The sequence below is a fragment of the Streptomyces sp. NBC_01446 genome (assembly GCF_026340095.1).
In the GTDB taxonomy this organism is placed as follows: Bacteria; Actinomycetota; Actinomycetes; order Streptomycetales; family Streptomycetaceae; genus Streptomyces; species Streptomyces aureus.
On sequence record NZ_JAPEPO010000001.1, the window covers coordinates 5,441,489 to 5,459,473 of the forward strand.

17 protein-coding genes and 1 pseudogene are annotated in these 17,985 nt (G+C 71.1%); 11 read left to right on the forward strand and 7 right to left on the reverse strand.

Annotation, left to right across the window (positions count from 1 at the left end; all coding sequences use genetic code 11):
* The first annotated feature begins 34 nt into the window (after nucleotides 1-34).
* The 6 genes and pseudogenes from OG456_RS24335 to OG456_RS24360 all read left to right on the forward strand — a co-directional run bounded on the left by OG456_RS24335 (nucleotide 35) and on the right by OG456_RS24360 (nucleotide 3,704).
* Complete coding sequence (locus OG456_RS24335; protein WP_266564382.1) at nucleotides 35-1,072, forward strand: PhoH family protein; 1,038 nt, start codon at nucleotides 35-37, stop codon at nucleotides 1,070-1,072.
* Between the two features lie 10 nt (nucleotides 1,073-1,082).
* Nucleotides 1,083-1,580 (forward strand): rRNA maturation RNase YbeY, encoded by a 498-nt coding sequence (ybeY, locus tag OG456_RS24340; protein WP_266564384.1) that lies wholly within the window; start codon nucleotides 1,083-1,085, stop codon nucleotides 1,578-1,580.
* A complete protein-coding gene (locus OG456_RS24345; RefSeq protein WP_266564386.1) occupies nucleotides 1,577-2,860 on the forward strand; it encodes a hemolysin family protein in 1,284 nt (427 codons plus the stop codon). Before ybeY ends, OG456_RS24345 begins: the two co-directional genes overlap by 4 nt.
* 4 nt (nucleotides 2,861-2,864) lie before the next feature.
* A complete protein-coding gene (locus OG456_RS24350; protein WP_266564388.1) occupies nucleotides 2,865-3,218 on the forward strand; it encodes an MmcQ/YjbR family DNA-binding protein in 354 nt (117 codons plus the stop codon).
* Nucleotides 3,218-3,322 (forward strand): annotated as a pseudogene (locus tag OG456_RS24355) (XRE family transcriptional regulator); the annotation flags it as partial. The gene OG456_RS24350 and the pseudogene OG456_RS24355, both read left to right, overlap by 1 nt.
* Before the next feature lie 28 nt (nucleotides 3,323-3,350).
* Complete coding sequence (locus tag OG456_RS24360) at nucleotides 3,351-3,704, forward strand: cytidine deaminase (RefSeq protein WP_266564390.1); 354 nt, start codon at nucleotides 3,351-3,353, stop codon at nucleotides 3,702-3,704.
* A 25-nt stretch (nucleotides 3,705-3,729) separates the two neighbouring features.
* Here the strand turns inward: OG456_RS24360 and OG456_RS24365 are convergent, their stop codons facing one another.
* Entirely contained in the window at nucleotides 3,730-4,068 is a 339-nt protein-coding gene (locus tag OG456_RS24365; protein ID WP_266564392.1) for a P-II family nitrogen regulator, read from the reverse strand.
* On the reverse strand, nucleotides 4,065-5,387 hold the full coding sequence (locus OG456_RS24370; RefSeq protein WP_323136353.1) for an ammonium transporter: 1,323 nt from the start codon (nucleotides 5,385-5,387) through the stop codon (nucleotides 4,065-4,067). The genes OG456_RS24365 and OG456_RS24370 overlap by 4 nt, the downstream gene beginning before the upstream one ends.
* A gap of 168 nt (nucleotides 5,388-5,555) precedes the next feature.
* Between OG456_RS24370 and era the strand changes: the two genes are divergently transcribed.
* Complete coding sequence (gene era / locus OG456_RS24375) at nucleotides 5,556-6,518, forward strand: GTPase Era (protein WP_199841793.1); 963 nt, start codon at nucleotides 5,556-5,558, stop codon at nucleotides 6,516-6,518.
* 372 nt (nucleotides 6,519-6,890) lie between these two features.
* Here the strand turns inward: era and OG456_RS24380 are convergent, their stop codons facing one another.
* Nucleotides 6,891-7,730, reverse strand: a complete 840-nt coding sequence (locus OG456_RS24380; protein WP_266564397.1) for a helix-turn-helix transcriptional regulator — start codon at nucleotides 7,728-7,730, stop codon at nucleotides 6,891-6,893.
* Between the two features lie 127 nt (nucleotides 7,731-7,857).
* On the opposite strand from OG456_RS24380, the gene OG456_RS24385 reads away from it, so the two are divergent.
* The gene (locus tag OG456_RS24385; RefSeq protein WP_266564399.1) at nucleotides 7,858-8,712 is read left to right on the forward strand and encodes an NAD(P)-dependent oxidoreductase; all 855 of its coding nucleotides are present in this window, start codon (nucleotides 7,858-7,860) and stop codon (nucleotides 8,710-8,712) included.
* Between the two features lie 10 nt (nucleotides 8,713-8,722).
* Here the strand turns inward: OG456_RS24385 and OG456_RS24390 are convergent, their stop codons facing one another.
* The 4 genes from OG456_RS24390 to OG456_RS24405 form a co-directional block, all read right to left on the reverse strand.
* The gene (locus OG456_RS24390; RefSeq protein ID WP_266564401.1) at nucleotides 8,723-9,970 is read right to left on the reverse strand and encodes an MFS transporter; all 1,248 of its coding nucleotides are present in this window, start codon (nucleotides 9,968-9,970) and stop codon (nucleotides 8,723-8,725) included.
* Nucleotides 9,967-11,307 carry a GH1 family beta-glucosidase gene (locus OG456_RS24395; RefSeq protein ID WP_266564403.1) on the reverse strand — a complete coding sequence of 447 codons (1,341 nt, stop codon included), beginning with the start codon at nucleotides 11,305-11,307 and terminating at the stop codon, nucleotides 9,967-9,969. Before OG456_RS24395 ends, OG456_RS24390 begins: the two co-directional genes overlap by 4 nt.
* A gap of 65 nt (nucleotides 11,308-11,372) precedes the next feature.
* Nucleotides 11,373-11,639, reverse strand: a complete 267-nt coding sequence (locus OG456_RS24400; protein ID WP_116513056.1) for a protealysin inhibitor emfourin — start codon at nucleotides 11,637-11,639, stop codon at nucleotides 11,373-11,375.
* 71 nt (nucleotides 11,640-11,710) lie between these two features.
* Entirely contained in the window at nucleotides 11,711-12,784 is a 1,074-nt protein-coding gene (locus OG456_RS24405) for a M4 family metallopeptidase (RefSeq protein ID WP_266564406.1), read from the reverse strand.
* 292 nt (nucleotides 12,785-13,076) lie between these two features.
* Here OG456_RS24405 and leuA point away from each other — a divergent pair, with 292 nt between their 5' ends.
* The 3 genes from leuA to OG456_RS24420 all read left to right on the forward strand — a co-directional run bounded on the left by leuA (nucleotide 13,077) and on the right by OG456_RS24420 (nucleotide 17,961).
* Entirely contained in the window at nucleotides 13,077-14,795 is a 1,719-nt protein-coding gene (gene leuA / locus OG456_RS24410) for a 2-isopropylmalate synthase (protein ID WP_266564408.1), read from the forward strand.
* A 238-nt stretch (nucleotides 14,796-15,033) separates the two neighbouring features.
* Nucleotides 15,034-15,693 carry a TerB family tellurite resistance protein gene (locus OG456_RS24415; protein WP_266569408.1) on the forward strand — a complete coding sequence of 220 codons (660 nt, stop codon included), beginning with the start codon at nucleotides 15,034-15,036 and terminating at the stop codon, nucleotides 15,691-15,693.
* A 177-nt stretch (nucleotides 15,694-15,870) separates the two neighbouring features.
* Nucleotides 15,871-17,961 carry an MMPL family transporter gene (locus tag OG456_RS24420; RefSeq protein WP_266564410.1) on the forward strand — a complete coding sequence of 697 codons (2,091 nt, stop codon included), beginning with the start codon at nucleotides 15,871-15,873 and terminating at the stop codon, nucleotides 17,959-17,961.
* Nucleotides 17,962-17,985 lie beyond the last annotated feature (24 nt).

Here is a 17,985-nt window from a genome sequence, read left to right on the forward strand (position 1 = left end):
ACGAGGAGGATGAGCAGGCCTTCAGTGCCGGCCCATGACTCAGACACCCACCGCTCAGGCGCGAGCGCAATTCACGGTCCCGGCGAACCACCCCATGGTGACCGTCCTCGGATCCGGCGACGCGCTCCTTCGCGTGATCGAGAAGGCCTTCCCGGCGGCCGACATCCATGTCCGGGGCAATGAGATCAGCGCTGCGGGCGACGCGAAGGAAGTCGCCCTCATCCAGCGCGTGTTCGACGAGATGATGCTGGTGCTCCGCACCGGACAGCCGATGACGGAGGACGCAGTGGAACGCTCGATCGCCATGCTCAAGGCGAGCGAGAACGGGGAGGGTGACGGCCAGGAGACCCCGGCCGAGGTTCTCACTCAGAACATTCTCTCGTCACGGGGCCGGACCATCCGTCCGAAGACCCTCAACCAGAAGCGCTACGTCGACGCCATCGACAAGCACACCATCGTCTTCGGGATCGGCCCCGCCGGTACGGGCAAGACCTATCTCGCGATGGCCAAGGCCGTGCAGGCCCTGCAGTCCAAGCAGGTCAACCGCATCATCCTGACGCGGCCTGCCGTGGAGGCGGGGGAGCGGCTCGGATTCCTGCCGGGCACGCTCTACGAGAAGATCGACCCCTATCTGCGCCCCCTGTACGACGCGCTGCACGACATGCTCGACCCCGACTCCATCCCGCGCCTGATGGCCGCGGGCACGATCGAGGTGGCGCCGCTGGCCTACATGCGAGGCCGCACGCTGAACGACGCCTTCATCATCCTGGACGAGGCGCAGAACACGAGCGCCGAGCAGATGAAGATGTTCCTCACCCGGCTCGGCTTCGACTCGAAGGTCGTGGTGACGGGTGACGTGACGCAGGTCGACCTGCCGAGCGGCACGAAGAGCGGCCTGCGGCAGGTCCAGGACATCCTGGAGGGTCTCGACGACGTCCACTTCTCTCGGCTCACGTCCCAGGATGTCGTCCGGCACAAGCTCGTCGGCCGTATCGTCGACGCGTACGAGAAGTACGACAGCCAGCACGGCACCGAGAACGGCTCGCACCAGGGCCGCGGCAGAGGGAAGTAGCAAGCACCGCATGTCGATCGACGTCAACAACGAGTCCGGAACCGAGGTCGACGAGCAGGCGATCCTCGACATCGCCCGCTACGCGCTCGCGCGGATGCGCATCCACCCGCTCTCCGAGCTCTCGGTGATCGTCGTGGACGCCGACGCCATGGAGCAGCTGCACATGCAGTGGATGGACCTGCCGGGGCCCACGGATGTCATGTCGTTCCCGATGGACGAGCTGCGGCCGCCGTCGAAGGACGACGAGGAGCCCCCGCAGGGCCTGCTCGGCGACATCGTGCTGTGCCCGGAGGTCGCCAAGAAGCAGGGCGAGGACGCCGACACGCAGCACTCCATGGACGAGGAGCTCCAGCTGCTCACCGTGCACGGGGTGCTGCACCTGCTCGGTTACGACCACGAGGAGCCCGACGAGAAGGCCGAGATGTTCGGGCTTCAGGCGGCCATCGTGGACGGGTGGCGGGGTGACAAGGGCCTGACCGGTCCGTCCCCCGCGCCCACCGTGTCATGAGTCCTTCGCTCGTCGCGGGCGCCGTCGCCCTCGTCGTGGTCGCCTGGCTGGCGGCCTGTGCCGAGGCGGGCATCGCCCGCACCTCCAGCTTTCGCGCCGAGGAGGCCGTCCGGTCCGGGCGGCGCGGCAGCGACCGGCTCGCCCAGGTGGCCGCCGACCCGACCCGCTATCTGAACGTGGCCCTGCTGGTCAGGGTCGCCTGCGAGATGGCCGCCGCCTCGCTGGTCACGTACGCCTGTCTCCAGGAGTTCGACGCGACCTGGGAGGCGCTGGCCGTCGCCATCGGCGTGATGGTGCTCGTCTCGTACGTGGCCGTCGGCGTCTCGCCCCGCACCATCGGGCGCCAGCACCCGCTGAACACGGCGACGGCCGCCGCGTACGTGCTGCTGCCGCTGGCCCGGATCATGGGGCCCATCCCGCCGCTGCTCATCCTCATCGGCAACGCCTTGACCCCCGGAAAGGGGTTCCGGCACGGGCCCTTCGCCTCCGAGGCGGAGCTGCGCGCCATGGTCGACCTCGCCGAGAAGGAGTCCCTCATCGAGGACGAGGAGCGCCGCATGGTGCACTCCGTCTTCGAGCTGGGGGACACCCTGGTCCGCGAAGTCATGGTCCCCCGCACCGACTTGGTCGCCATCGAGCGGTACAAGACGATCCGGCAGGCGCTCACGCTGGCGCTGCGGTCCGGGTTCTCCCGCATCCCGGTCACCGGCGAGAGCGAGGACGACGTCGTCGGCATCGTGTATCTGAAGGACCTGGCCCGCAAGACGCACATCAGCCGGGACGCCGAGAGCGAGCTCGTCTCGACCGCGATGCGGCCCGCCACGTTCGTGCCCGACACGAAGAACGCGGGCGACCTCCTGCGCGAGATGCAGCAGCTGCGCAACCACGTCGCCGTCGTGATCGACGAGTACGGCGGCACCGCGGGCATCGTCACCATCGAGGACATCCTCGAGGAGATCGTCGGCGAGATCACCGACGAGTACGACCGGGAACTCCCGCCCGTGCAGGACCTCGGCGACGAGCGCTTCCGCGTGACCGCCCGCCTCGACATCGGCGACCTCGGCGAGCTGTACGGCATCGAGGAGTACGACGACGAGGACGTGGAGACCGTCGGCGGGCTCCTCGCCAAGGCGCTCGGCCGCGTGCCGATCGCGGAGGCCTCGTCCGTCGTCGAACTGCCGGACGGGCGAAGGCTGCGGCTCACCGCGGAGGCCGCCGCGGGCCGGCGCAACAAGATCGTGACCGTGCTCGTGGAGCCGGTGGGCGAAGAGGGGAAGTGACGTCGTGACGCCGCAGGAGCTGCGCGCCTTGTGTCTGTCGTTCAACGCGGCCGTCGAGGAGTTCCCGTTCAACCCCGACACGTCCGTCTTCAAGGTCCTGGGCAAGCTCTTCGCCCTGACGAACCTGGACGCGCGGCCCCTCACCGTCAACCTCAAGTGCGACCCCGAGGACGCGGTGCGCCTGCGCGCCGAGCACGACGCGGTCGCGCCCGGCTGGCACATGAACAAGCGGCACTGGAACACGGTGACCGTCGGCGAACTCCCGGACAGGATGGTCCGCGAGCTCGTGGAGGACTCGTACGACCTCGTGGTGGCCGGCCTGCCGAGGGCCGAGCGCCTCAGACTCGACCGTGGCTGATCATCCTGCACCCGCCGCTGCCGGAGGCCGGCTCGGCCGCCGAGCCGACGTGGCCGGCGACGCCCGAGGGGCGGCGTGGGGCCGGGTACCCCGTTGCCGGGTGAGCGTCGCGGCGTTCCTTATGCTCACCCCATGACTGAGAGCAACGACCTCACCGCCGAGGACCGCAAGATCGTCACGCTGGCGCGCAGCGCCCGCGCCCGCAACGGTGTGCCTGAGGGGGCCGCCGTGCGGGACGAGACGGGGCGCACGTACGTGGCGGGGACCGTCTCGCTGGACTCCCTGAAGCTTTCCGCGCTGCGGACCGCCGTCGCGATGGCCGTCGCTTCGGGGGCGCAGTCGCTGGAGGCCGCCGCCGTCGTCTCCGACGGTCCGGAGGTCGACGGGGAGGACCTGGCGGCGGTACGGGATCTTGGGGGCGCGGGTACGCCGGTGTTCCTCGCGGGGCCCGACGGCGTGGTGCACGGGGCCGTGGCCGCCGGCTGAGGCAGCCGGCCCTGGGCCGGAACGGCTACACCGCGTCCGGCCCCCGCTCGCCCGTCCGTACGCGGACGACGGTCTCCACCGGGACCGCCCACACCTTGCCGTCACCGATCTTCCCGGTCTGCGCCGCGCGCACGATCGCGTCGATGACCGGTTCGAGGTCCGCGTCCTCGACGACGACCTCGATCCGGATCTTGGGGACGAGGTCGATCCGGTACTCCGCCCCGCGGTAGACCTCGGTGTGGCCGCGCTGGCGCCCGTACCCGCTCGCCTCCGTGACGGTCAGGCCCTGCACGCCGAGCTCCTGGAGCGCGGTCTTCACCTCGTCCAGGCGGAACGGCTTGACGATCGCGGTCACGAGCTTCATGCGGAGGGCTCCTTCGGCGGGGCGGAGTGGGCGGTGTGCGGGGCGGTGTGTCCGGCGTGGACGCCGTGATCGTAGGCGGTCTCCGCGTGCACCGTCTGGTCGAGGCCCGTCAGCTCCTCCTCGGCGGAGGCCCGGAAGCCCATCGCCCGGTCGATCGCCCTGCCGATTCCGTACGTCACCAGGAACGTGTACGCCGCGACGGTGAGCACGGCGACCGCCTGCCTGCCGAGCTGCCCGAACCCGCCCCCGTAGAACAGGCCCTCCTTGCCGCCGGTCATCGTGGCCGTCGCGAACAGGCCGATCAGCAGGGTGCCGACGACACCGCCGACGAAGTGCACCCCGACGACGTCCAGCGAGTCGTCGTAGTCGAAGCGGAACTTCCACGCGACGGCGTACGAGCAGACGACGCCCGCCACCAGACCCACCACGCAGGCGCCCAGCACGCCGACCACGCCGCACGCCGGGGTGATCGCGACCAGGCCGGCGACGGCGCCGGACGCCGCGCCGAACGTCGTGGGGTGACCGTCGCGCTTGTGCTCCACGAAGAGCCAGCCGAGCAGCCCTGTGCAGCCCGCGATCAGCGTGTTGAGGACGGAGGCGGCCGCCAGGCCGTTCGCGGCGAGCGCCGAGCCGCCGTTGAAGCCGAGCCAGCCGAACCAGAGCAGACCCGCGCCCGTCATCACCATCGGCAGGTTGTGCGGGCGCATCGCCTCCTTCCTGAAGCCGAGACGCGGGCCCAGGACCAGGCACAGGGCCAGACCGGACGCGCCCGAGGCGATCTCCACGACGAGGCCGCCCGCGAAGTCGAGCCCGCCGAGCGACTGCGAGATCCAGCCGCCGGGACCCCACACCCAGTGCGCCACGGGAACGTATACGAGCAGCGTCCACACCGGTACGAACACCAGCCAGGCCGCGAACTTCGTGCGGTCCGCGACCGCGCCGCTGATCAGCGCGGCCGTCAGGAACGCGAAGGTCAGCTGGAAGGTGGAGAACAGGAACGTGGGGACCGTGCCGGTCAGGCTGTGCGGGCCGATGCCCGCCATGCCCGCGTGCTCCAGACCGCCGATGAGGCCCGCGAACGCGTCGTCGCCGAACGCGAGCGAGTAGCCGGCGACCAGCCAGACGACGGTGACCAGCGCGATCGACACGAACGACATCAACAGCATGTTCAGGACGCTCTTCGTGCGGACCATGCCGCCGTAGAAGAGGGCCAGGCCCGGCGTCATCAGGAGGACGAGCGCGGTCGCGGCCAGCAGCCACGCGGTGTCGCCGGTGTCGAGGCCGGCGGCGGCGGCCAGCGGCGCGTTCTCGGTCTGCACGGGGGGTCTCCTCGGGCGTGGGGGGCGGACGACGAGCCTCACCGTCGCGCGTTTCCGTTCGCTGACCCGCGCGTTTCCGCCGTGTTTCGTGTTGCGCGGGGGTTTCCGGGGCCTCACGGCGGACCGGCTTGCCCCGCGGGTGCGGCAGGACGCGGTGGATCAGGGACAATGGGCGCCATGAGCGTTCGTACCCAGTCATCCGAGCCGTCCGGGGAAGCCTCCCACCGGGCCGGCTTCGCCTGCTTCGTCGGCCGCCCCAACGCGGGCAAGTCCACCCTCACGAATGCTCTGGTCGGCAAGAAGGTCGCGATCACCGCGGACCAGCCGCAGACCACGCGGCACACGGTGCGCGGCATCGTGCACCGGCCCGACGCCCAGCTGATCCTGGTCGACACCCCGGGCCTGCACAAGCCGCGCACGCTGCTGGGCCAGCGGCTCAACGACGTCGTGCGCACGACGTGGGCCGAGGTCGACGTCATCGGCTTCTGCCTGCCCGCGAACGAGAAGCTCGGCCCCGGCGACCGCTTCATCGCCAAGGAGCTCGCCTCCATCAAGAAGACGCCGAAGGTCGCGATCGTCACCAAGACCGACCTGGTCGACAGCAAGCAGCTCGCCGAGCAGCTCATCGCCATCGACCAGCTCGGCAAGGAGCTCGGCTTCGAGTGGGCGGAGATCGTGCCCGTCTCGGCCGTCGGCGACAAGCAGGTCGGCCTGCTCGCCGACCTGCTCGTCCCGCTGCTGCCGGAGGGCCCGGCGCTCTACCCGGAGGGCGACCTCACGGACGAGCCCGAGCAGGTCATGGTGGCGGAGCTGATCCGCGAGGCCGCGCTGGAGGGTGTGCGTGACGAGCTGCCGCACTCCATCGCCGTCGTCGTCGAGGAGATGCTGCCGCGCGAGGACCGCCCGGCGGACAGGCCGCTCCTCGACATCCACGCCTTCGTCTACATCGAGCGCCCCAGCCAGAAGGGCATCATCATCGGCCCGAAGGGCAAGCGCCTCAAGGACGTGGGCATCAAGTCCCGCAAGCAGATCGAGGCACTCCTCGGCACCCCCGTCTTCCTGGACCTGCACGTGAAGGTCGCGAAGGACTGGCAGCGCGACCCGAGGCAGCTGCGCAAGCTGGGGTTCTGAGGCGGGGCGGGTGGGTCGTGGCGCTTCTCGGCATGCCTGCCACGCGGCGGTAGCCGCATATTGATGCGGTCTGGATCTGCACGTGAAGGTCGCGAAGGACTGGCAGCGCGACCCGAGGCAGTTGCGCAAGCTGGGGTTCTGAGGCGGGGCGGGTGGGTCGTGGCGCTTCTCGGCATGCCTGCCACGCGGCGGTAGCCGCATATTGATGCGGTCTGGATCTGCACGTGAAGGTCGCGAAGGACTGGCAGCGCGACCCGAGGCAGTTGCGCAAGCTGGGGTTCTGAGGCGGGATCCGCGCCGGCTGCGTGAGCTGGGGTTTTGAGGCGGGATCCGCGCCGGCTGCGCGAGCTGGGGTTCTAGGTTCTGCAGGCGCTAGCTTTCGTACGTGCTCGGGGTCAGGTCCTGGAGGCCCACGACCCTCAGTAGCTCCAGGCGTTCGTACGCCTCCGTGCCCGGTCGTGCCGAGTGCACGACGAGCTGCTGGTCGTGGCCGTCGCTGAGCAGTACCTCGCAGTCGAGGTCGAGGGCGCCGACCACGGGGTGCAGGAAGCGCTTCGGTGAGGGGCGGCGCACCACGACGTCGTGGGACTGCCACAGCTCCTCGAACTCCCGTGATCCGGCGCGCAGTTCGGCCACGAGGGCGGCCGGGCCCGGGTCGTCCGGGCGGGCCGCGGCGACCTTCCGCAGGCTCGCCACGTGGGCGCGGGCATGCGCCTCGTGGTTCTCGGGCGGGAACATGGGCCGGGTCGCCGGGTTCGTGAACCAGTCGCGGATCACGTTCCTGCCGGTGTGGTCGCCGGTCAGGGCCACCGACATCGTGTTCTGGGCGAGCATCTCGCCCCAGTCGCTGATCACCGACGCCGGCAGATCGTGCAGCCGGTCCAGAATCAGCAGCAGTCCCGGCCGCACATGCCCGGAGGAACGGCCAGGACGGGGCGGCTCCTCGCCCGCCAGATGGAACAGATGGTCGCGCTCGGCGTCGCTGAGCCGCAGCGCACGGGCCAGCGCCGTCAGCATCTGCCGCGACGGATGGGAGCCGCGGCGCTGCTCCAGGCGCGTGTAGTAGTCCGTGGACATCCCGGCAAGCTGCGCAACCTCCTCGCGGCGCAGCCCCGGCGTGCGGCGCCGCGGGCCCGCGGTCAGGCCCACGTCGGAGGGCACCAGGCGGGCGCGGGAGCGGCGCAGGAAGTCGGCGAGTTCGGCTCGGTTCACCTCTTCAGGATCGCTCGGAACCGTCCCCGTAACCAGGGAGCGCCAGTCCCCGGATAACCGCGTCTCTCCCGCCCGGCCCGCCGAGCGCGCAGGCTCAGGACATGGCGACGAACACGAGGAGGCAGCCATGCTGACACTGGTGACAGGTGCGACGGGCAAGGTCGGGCAGCGGTTCGTGCCGCGACTGCTGCAGAGCACGGCGCCGGGCGACCAGGTGCGGGTGCTCGTACGGGACGCGGTACGCGGCGAGCGGTTCGCCGCACTGGGCGCGGACGTGGTGGTCGGCGACCTGCGGGACGCGGACGTGCTCGGCAAGGCGACGGCCGGGGCGGACGCCGTGGTGAACGTCGCCGCGGCCTTCCGCGGAGTGCCCGACGAGGAGGCGCGGGCGGTCAACAGGGACGCCGCCATCGAGCTGGCCCGTGCCTCCGTGGCCTCGGGCGTGCGGCGGTTCGTGCAGGTCAGCACGGGTCTGGTGTACGGCAGCGGGCGCGGCAGGCCGCTGGTCGAGGATGACGAGACGGTGCCGGGCGGCCACCTGTGGGGCGCCTACCCCGAGTCGAAGTGGGAGGCGGAGCGCGCACTGCGGGCCATGGACGGCCTCGACGACCTCCGCATCGCCCGGCTGCCCTTCGTGTACGGAGACGGGGACTCGCACCTGGCCGACGTGACGCAGATGGCGTCGAACTGGCCGGCCATGCAGCGCCTGCACATGGGCCACCACGCGGACGTCGCCCAGGGGCTGCAACGGCTGCTGTACGCGCCGGGCGCGCACGGCGTCTACAACATCGCGGACGACGCCCCCGTCACCTTGGTCGACGTGCTCCAGCTGAACGGCGTGCCGGTGCCGCCGGAGGCGTACGACAAGGTGGACCCGGACCCCTGGGCCGCCGTCATGTCGACGGCCCGCATCCGCCGCGAACTGGGCTTCCGCCCGTTCTTCCCGTCCGTGTGGACGGCGCTGGACGCCGGCGCGCTGTAGCGCCCGCCCGTCAGGCCACCGACCGGATCCGGCGCACCAGGAGCGCCCCCGCGAGCCCGATCACCGCCGCGACCAGGTACAGGACGCGGTAGCCGCCGAGGTACGTGACGATCGGCGCGGCGAGCGCGGGCGCGGCGACCTGGGGCAGGGAGTTGGCGACGTTGATGACGCCCAGGTCCTTGCCTCGGTCCATGGCCTTGGGCAGGACGTCCGTCATCAGCGCGAAGTCGACCGAGGTGAAGACGCCGAAGCCGACGCCGAGGACCGCGGCCGCGACGATCGCGCCGGGCCAGGTCTGCCAGCCGGACAGCGCGGCCGTCGCCACCGCCATCAGGACGCCCGACCAGATCACGAAGGGCTTGCGGCGCCCCACCCGGTCCGAGGCGACCCCGGCCACGACGACGGTGCACAGCAGGGTCACGCCGTTGACCGCCGTCAGGATCAGTACGCCCCGGTCGGGGTCGCCGTAGTGGAGGCGGTCGCGCAGGTAGTAGAGGAGGTACAGGAGCACCAGCGCGTTGCTGAGGTTGATCAGGAAGCGGGTCAGCCAGGCCCACCCGAGGTCGGGGTGGCGGCGGGGGCTCAGCCAGAACCCGGCCAGGAAGGTCCGCCAGGCCCACGGCGGCCGGTCCGCCGGGGCGAGCCGCAGGTCCGGATGGCGCAGCACGTACGGCAGGACGCCCACCAGGGCGAACACCGCGCACGCCGTGTACCCGGCGCCGACCCCGCCCACGACGGTCGCGAGCCCCGTGCCGACGACCACGCCCAGGATCTGCGCGGCCCCCAGCCAGCCGCCCACCGCGCCGCGCTGGAGCCGCGGCACCCGGTCGGGCACGGCCGCCGTCACCGCCGAGAACGCCGCGTTCAGCGTCAGCTGCACCAGGCACCAGCCGGCCGCCATCGTCCACACGGACCCGGCCCCCGCCAGCAGGAGCAGCGCACACGCGCCGCCGCCCGCGCCCGCCACGATCCACGGCGTACGCCGTCCGAACCGCGACACCGTACGGTCCGAGAGCGCGCCGAAGAACGGGTTGGCGGCGAGCGACACCACGGCGCCCACCCCGGTCACCCACGCGAGCAGCGTCTCCTTGGACATGCCGGTGCCGGGTGCGAAGTCCTCGGCCTGGAGGGCGAGCAGGATCTGCAGGGGCCCGTACCAGCCGACCCAGATCGCCCCGTTGGCCAGCGACAGCGCGGCCGTCCAGCCGCGCCCGACCCGCTCGACGGGCTCGTCGAGCGCCGCGACGGCGGCCGTCATGCGCGCTGCGCCCGCAGCACGTCCCGCAGCCAGTGGTACGAGGCCTTCGGCGTGCGCTCCAGGGTCGTGTAGTCGACGTGGACGAGGCCGAAGCGGCGCGCGTAGCCCTCCGCCCACTCGAAGTTGTCCATCAGCGACCACACGAAGTAGCCGCGCACGTCGACCCCCGCCTCCAGAGCGCGGTGCAGGGCCCGCAGATGGCCGTCCAGGTACGTGATCCGCTCCTGGTCGTCCACACCCTCGTAACTGCAGCCGTTCTCGGTGATGACGAGGGGCGGGAGCCGGTCGCCGTAGCGGTCGCGGAAGGCGAGGAGGAGCTCGGTGAGCGCTTCGGGGACCACCGGCCAGCCGAAGTCCGTGACGGGGTATCCCTCGATCTCCCTCGGGGAGAAGGGAAGTTCGGGTGGCAGGGTGAGGCCGGAGAACTCCGTCGCCTCGCCGGAGGTGAGCGGCGCGCCCACCTTGGTCGGCTGGTAGAAGTTGATCCCGTACCAGTCGACGGGCTCCGCGATCACCAACAGATCGGCGTCCACATCGCCCGGCATCAGGTCGCCGATGCCCTCCGGGTAGGCGCCGAGGAGCAGCGGGTCGGCGAAGAGCCGGTTGAGGAGTACGTCGTAGAAGTCCGCGGCCTCACGGTCGGCGGGGTCGTCGGAGGCGGGCCAGGTCGGGCCGTGCGAGTTCGCGATCCCGATGTCCGTGGCGCCGGCCGCGCGCAGCGCCCGTACGGCGAGGCCATGGGCGAGGAGCTGGTGGTGGGCCACCGGCAGCGCGTCGAACAGGAGCTGCCTGCCGGGCGCGTGCTGGCCGAGCGCGTGGCCGAGGAGGGTGTGCTCGGCGGGCTCGTTGAGAGTGATCCACTTCTGTACGCGGTCGCCGATACGGTCCGCGACCTCGGCCGCGTAGTCCGCGAAGAGTGACGCCGTGTCCCGCTTCAGCCAGCCGCCCGCCTCCTCCACGGACAGCGGGGTGTCCCAGTGGAAGAGCGTCGGCACGGGCTGTACGCCCGCCGCGCACAGCGCGTCGACGAGCCGGTCGTAGAAGTCGAGGCCGCCCGGCGACATGACCCGCGGCCAGGAGACGGAGAAGCGGTACGCCCCGACCCCGAGGCCGGCGATCAGCGCCACGTCCTCGCCGTAGCGGTGGTAGTGGTCGCAGGCGACGGCGGCCGTCGAGCCGTCCTTCACCCGCCCCGGCTGTGCCGTGAACGCGTCCCACACCGAGGGGACGCGCGCGTCGGTGGCGCCCTCGATCTGGTGGGCCGAGGTGGACACGCCCCACAGGAAGTCGTGCGGGAACTGAGGTACCGGTTCGCTCGCTGCCATGCGCGCGATCATGCGTACCGGCGGTAACGGAAGTCAACGCCCTTGCAGGAAAAGGTCGTTACACCCCCGAAAGGCGGCTACGCCCCTTCCTTCAGGACCCGCGAGATCAGCCCCCGCTGCTCGTCCGTGAGCCGCGGGTCCGCGCAGTACACGGTCTTCCCGTCCACCGTGATCGTGTAGCTGAACCCGTCCGGCACCCCCACCGGCGGCGTGCCCCGGCCCGCGGCCAGCGCCCGCTCGGCCAGGGCGTGCCACTCGTGGGCGTCGGCACGGCCCGAGGTGTCGACCTCGGCCCGCCGCTCGATCCCGGCGAATCCTCCGGTACGGATGACCTGAATACGCATGGGACCTGTCTACTCCAGCGGCCGCCCGCTGCCCAGCCGGGCGGCCGCCGAGTTCCGTGCCTGAGCCGGCCCTACTCCGTCGGTACGCCGACCTGCGACCAGGCCTTCTGGACGGACTCCAGCTCCTCGCCGTCCTTGAAGCGGGTGCGCGCCGCCTTCACCGTCAGCTTCGCGAAGTCCGCGAAGGACGCGTCCTGCGTCAGCTCGCCCCCGGTCAGGACGTCGTACCAGATCTGCCCGGCCCGCTCCCACGCGTTGCCGCCGAGCGCCACGGCGAGCAGGTAGAAGGCGTGGTTCGGGATGCCGGAGTTGATGTGCACGCCGCCGTTGTCGCTGCTCGTCCGCACGAAGTGGTCCATGTCGGCGGGCTGCGGGTCCTTGCCGAGCACGTCGTCGTCGTACGCCGTGCCGGGTGCCTTCATGGAGCGCAGCGCCTTGCCCGTGACGCGCGGCGCGAGGAGGCCCGCGCCGATCAGCCAGTCGGCGTCGGCGGCGCTCTGGCCGAGCGAGTACTGCTTGATCAGGGAGCCGAAGACGTCCGACACCGACTCGTTCAGGGCGCCCGGTTGCCCGAAGTAGGCGAGGTTCGCCGTGTACTGGGTGACGCCGTGCGTCAGCTCGTGGCCGATCACGTCGACCGGGATGGTGAAGTCGAGGAAGATCTCGCCGTCCCCGTCGCCGAACACCATCTGCTCGCCGTTCCAGAACGCGTTGTTGTAGTCGTTGTCGAAGTGCACGGACGCGTTCAGCGGCAGACCGCTGCCGTCGATGGAGTCGCGGGCGAACTTCTCCCTGTACAGCTCGAAGGTCGCGCCGAGCCCCGCGTACGCGCGGTTGACGGTCGCGTCCTTCCCGGTCTCGTCGCCCTCGCCGCGGACCTTCGTGCCCGGCAGCTCGGTGCGGTGGCCCGCGTCGAAGACCGTGCGGTGCGGCTCGTGCTCGACGGCGCCCGCGGGCGCGGCCGCCGAGGGGGCGCCGATCACGGTGGTCAGGCGGCGGCGCGTGCGCTCCAGGGCGTCGCGTTCCAGGGTGCGGCGGGCCGGTGCCGAGAGCGCGGGGTCGCCGGACCGGGCGGCCTTGTCGAGGATGTGGGGCGGCACGATGGTGCAGAAGACGGGCTCGAAGCCCGTACGGTTCGCGGTCATGGCGGCAATGTGGCACTGCGTGACCTCACTGTCACTACCTGCAGCCAGGATTAATGAAATAGAGGGATTGATCACCTCTTGCCCGTTACCTGACGCCGATCCCGCATACTGATACACACCCGCGTCCCTCCCTCAGCTGGGCTAGGCTGCGACGCATCATGCGTTACGGGCTGCTTCTCCTTAGCTGCCGCGGCGAGGGCCTGTAGTCGAGGCCGACCCCCTCCCCGCGGAGTTCGGTGTTGCGCTTAGACCGTCGGCCGTCCTTCCGGACACACCCGAGGAGCCCCCGCACATGCCGAACTTCCAGCGCCCCACTTCCATGCCGGTCCACAAGTACGGACAGTACGAGCAGGTCGACATCCCCGACCGCACGTGGCCCGGCAAGCGTGTCACCGCCGCCCCCCGCTGGCTCTCCACCGACCTGCGCGACGGCAACCAGGCGCTGATCGACCCGATGTCCCCGGCCCGCAAGCGCGAGATGTTCGACCTCCTGGTCCGCATGGGCTACAAGGAGATCGAGGTCGGCTTCCCCGCCTCCGGCGAGACCGACTTCGCGTTCGTACGGTCGATCATCGAAGAGGGCGCGATCCCGGACGACGTGACGATCTCCGTGCTGACGCAGGCGCGCGAGGAGCTCATCGAGCGCACGGTCCAGTCCCTGAAGGGCGCCAAGCGCGCGACGGTGCACCTGTACAACGCGACGGCGCCGACCTTCCGCGAGATCGTCTTCCGCGGCTCCAAGGAGCAGATCAAGCAGATCGCGATCGACGGCACGCAGCACGTCATCGACTACGCGGAGAAGATCCTCGGCCCCGAGACGACCTTCGGCTACCAGTACAGCCCGGAGATCTTCACCGACACCGAGCTGGACTTCGCGCTGGAGGTCTGCGAGGCGGTCATGGAGGTCTACAAGCCGGGTCCCGGCCGCGAGATCATCCTCAACCTGCCCGCCACCGTGGAGCGTTCGACGCCGTCCACGCACGCGGACCGCTTCGAGTGGATGCACCGCAACCTGTCGAACCGCGAGTACGTCTGCCTGTCCGTGCACCCGCACAACGACCGCGGCACGGCCGTCGCCGCCGCCGAGCTGGCCCTGATGGCCGGCGCCGACCGCATCGAGGGCTGCCTGTTCGGCCAGGGCGAGCGCACCGGCAACGTCGACCTGGTCACGCTGGGCATGAACCTGTTCTCGCAGGGTGTCGACCCGCAGATCGACTTCTCCGACATCGACGAGATCCGCCGCACCGCCGAGTACTGCAACCAGATGGAGGTCCACCCGCGCCACCCCTACGCGGGCGACCTGGTCTACACGTCCTTCTCCGGCTCCCACCAGGACGCCATCAAGAAGGGCTTCGAGGCGATGGACGCGCGGGCCGAGGCCGCCGGCAAGTCCGTCGACGACATCGAGTGGGCGGTCCCGTACCTGCCCATCGACCCGAAGGACGTCGGCCGCTCCTACGAGGCCGTCATCCGCGTCAACTCGCAGTCCGGCAAGGGCGGTATCGCGTACGTCCTGAAGAACGACCACAAGCTGGACCTGCCGCGCCGCATGCAGATCGAGTTCTCGAAGATCATCCAGGCGAAGACGGACGCCGAGGGCGGCGAGGTCACGCCGAAGGAGATCTGGTCGGTCTTCCAGGACGAGTACCTGCCCAACGCCGAGAACCCGTGGGGCCGCATCCAGGTCAAGGCCGGGCAGAGCACGACCGACACGGACGGCGTCGACACGCTGACCGTCTCGGCCGACGTCGACGGCGAGGCCGCCGTCCTGACCGGTACGGGCAACGGCCCGATCTCGGCGTTCTTCGACGCCCTGCAGGCCGTCGGCATCGACGCCCGCCTGCTGGACTACCAGGAGCACACGATGAGCGAGGGCGCCTCCGCGCAGGCCGCCTCGTACATCGAGTGCGCGATCGGCGACAAGGTCCTGTGGGGCATCGGCATCGACGCGAATACGACACGCGCGTCGCTGAAGGCCGTGGTCTCCGCGGTCAACCGCTCCGCACGCTGACCCAGGTCACCGGCACCTTCACCGGCCCCGTCCGCCCTCGTGGCGGGCGGGGCCGCGTCGTATACCGGCCACGGTCCCGTACAAGGTGATGACGCCGTATCAACAATGTGGCTAACATCACGCCCAACCAGGCGATGTGGCCTGGGGGTCGACGGAGGTGTGCGACGTGCTGCCGATTTGGGGACGAACCGACCGTAACGGGCTTGCTGGTCAAGCATCGCTTCCAGCGGCGCGTCCCCTGTCGCGTCTCATCGGCGTCCGCACCGCGTGGACCACCGTCGGCGACGGGGAGTTCTTCTGTCCCGGCTGTGGCGGTGACCGCAACTACCTTCGCCGCACGGGCCGTCGCCGCTTCGTGCTCCTCGGTATCCCGCTCGTCCCGCGCGGCGCCACCGGCCCCGTCGTCGAATGCGCCGCCTGCGAGGACCGGTTCGCCGCCGACGTCCTCGACCACCCCACCACACACCGCTTCTCCGCGATGCTCCGCGACGCCGTCCACACCGTCGTCCTCGCGGTCCTCTCCGCGGGCGGAGTCTCCTCCCGTACGGCCCTCGAGACCGCCGTCGCGACGCTGCGCGGCGCCGGGTTCGACGACTGCACGGACGTCCAACTCGCCGCGCTCGTCGAGGCCTTGCTCACCGACGCGGGCCGCGTCTCCGAGCACTGCGGGCCCGGCGCCGGACTCGCCATCGAACTCCACGAGGCCCTCGACCCGCTCGCCCCGCACCTCGCCCCCGCCGGACGCGAGTCGATCCTCCTCCAGGGCGCCAGAATCGCGCTCGCCGACGGGCCCTACACGCCCGCCGAACGCGACGTACTCAGCACCGCGGGCGCCGCCCTCACCATGTGCACCGACGAGGTGTCCCAGCTCCTGGAAGCGGCCCGCACCCCGTCGTGACGCCGTACGGCGGGCCCGTACTCCCCAGGGAGTAGCGAGCCGCCGCACGCACCCCCGGCAGTACCCCGCACCTCGCCCTCACGCCCGACGAACCGAGGCCTCCCCGACGGGAGTCTGGAGACGTCCTGTCCGACCGGACGGCGACACCGGACACCGTGATGTGAGGGAGGCCCACCGATGGGGGGCGTACCGACAAAGAGGCGCCGGGCAGCCGTGCCCTGGACGCTGCTCGGCCTGTGGATCGTCGTCCTCGCGATCGCCGGGCCGTTCGCCGGCAAGCTGAGCGACGTCCAGCACGACCGGGCCGTCGACTATCTGCCGGCGAGTGCCGACTCCACGCAGGTGGCGAAGATCCAGGACGAACTGCCGGGCGGCGAGAGCACCGAACTCGTCCTCGTCTACCACCGCGACGGCGGACTCACCACCGCCGACCGCACCACGGCCGCCGCCCAGGTCGCCCACGTCGACCGGACCTTCGACCTCACCGCAGTCCCGAAGGGCGTACCGTCCCGCGACGGCGCCACCCTCATGTACCCGGTCGCCAGCACCACCCCGGGACACGACGAGAAGGCCCGCGACGCCTTCGTCAACGACGTGCGCGACATCGCCCACGACACCGGCGGCCTGAGCGTCGACACCGGCGGAGCAGGAGCGCTCGCCACCGACGCGAGCGAGGTCTACGGCTCGCTCGACGGACCCCTGCTCTACACGACCGTCGCCGTCGTCGCGATCCTGCTCATCCTCATCTACCGCAGCCCCTTCCTGTGGCTCGTGCCGCTCGTCGTCGCGGGCATCGCCGACTTCCTGTCGATGGGCGTCGCCTACGGGCTCCACCAGGCGTTCGGCACCACCGTCAGCGGCCAGAGCTCCGGCGTGATGACGATCCTCGTCTTCGGCGCGGGCACCGACTACGCACTGCTCCTCGTCTCCCGCTACCGCGAGGAACTGCGCCGCACCGAGCGGCCCCACGACGCGATGCGGGCCGCCCTGCGCGGCTGCGGGCCCGCCGTCCTCGCCTCGTCGGGAACCGTCGCCGTCGGCCTGTTCTGCCTGCTCGCCGCCGACCTCAACAGCAGCCGCGGCATGGGACCGCTCGGCGCCGTGGGCGTCCTGTGCGCGCTCGTCGCCATGCTGACGCTGCTGCCCGCCGTCCTCGTCCTGCTCGGAAGGCGCGTGTTCTGGCCGCTCGTCCCGGCGTACGGCTCCACACCCAAGGCCCGCAGGTCCCTGTTCGCGGCGATGGGCAGCTCGGCCGGGCGCAGGCCGCTGACCGTCCTCGCCTCCGGAGCCCTGCTCCTCGGGGCGCTCGCGCTCGGCGTGTTCAGTCTGCCCGGCAGCCTCAAGCAGGAGGACACCTTCACCGACAAGCCGGACTCCGTCGTCGCGATGCAGACCCTCGCCGCCGCCTACCCCGAGCGCGGCACCCAGCCCATCAGCGTGATCACCCCGACGGGCCGCGCCGGCGAGACGCTCGCCACCGCGCGCGACGTGCCCGGGGTCGCCGCCGCCGAGCGCGTGCGCGGCGGACACGGCTGGACGGAGATCTCCGTCACCGCCTCCGCCCCGCCCCAGTCCACGGGCGAGACCACCACCATCGAGACCCTGCGCGACCGGCTCGACGGCAAGGGCTCGTACGTCGGCGGACAGAGCGCCCAGCAGCTCGACCTGAAGGACACCAACTCCCGTGACCGCAAGGTCGTCGTGCCGATCGTCCTGGCAGCCGTCCTGCTGATCCTCGTCGTGCTGCTGCGCAGCGTCGTGGCGCCGCTGATCCTGCTCGGCGCGGTCGTCGCCGTGTGGGGCGCCTCGCTCGGCATCGCCGGGCTCGTCTTCGGGCCGCTGTTCGGCTTCCAGGGCACCGACCCCGGACTCGGCCTGCTGACCTTCGTGTTCCTCGTCGCGCTAGGCGTCGACTACGGCATCTTCCTCATGCACCGCATGCGCGAGGAGTCCCTCGCGGGCGCCGAACCCGGAGCCGCCGCGCTGACCGCGCTGCGCACCACGGGAGGGGTGATCGCCTCGGCGGGACTCGTCCTCGCCGCGACCTTCTCGGTCCTCACCAACATGCCGCTGGTGTCGCTCGTCGAGATGGGCTTCGTCATCGCGGTCGGCGTGCTCCTGGACACGTTCCTCGTCCGTACGTATCTGGTGACATCGGCGAGCATGGCCCTCGGCCGTAAGGTGTGGTGGCCCGGGCCGCTGTCCAGGAAGCCGCAGCCCCAGCCACCGGCGGAGGAACCGGAGCGCACCCTCGCGCCCACACCCTGACCGCCCCGCGGACCGTACGGCGCC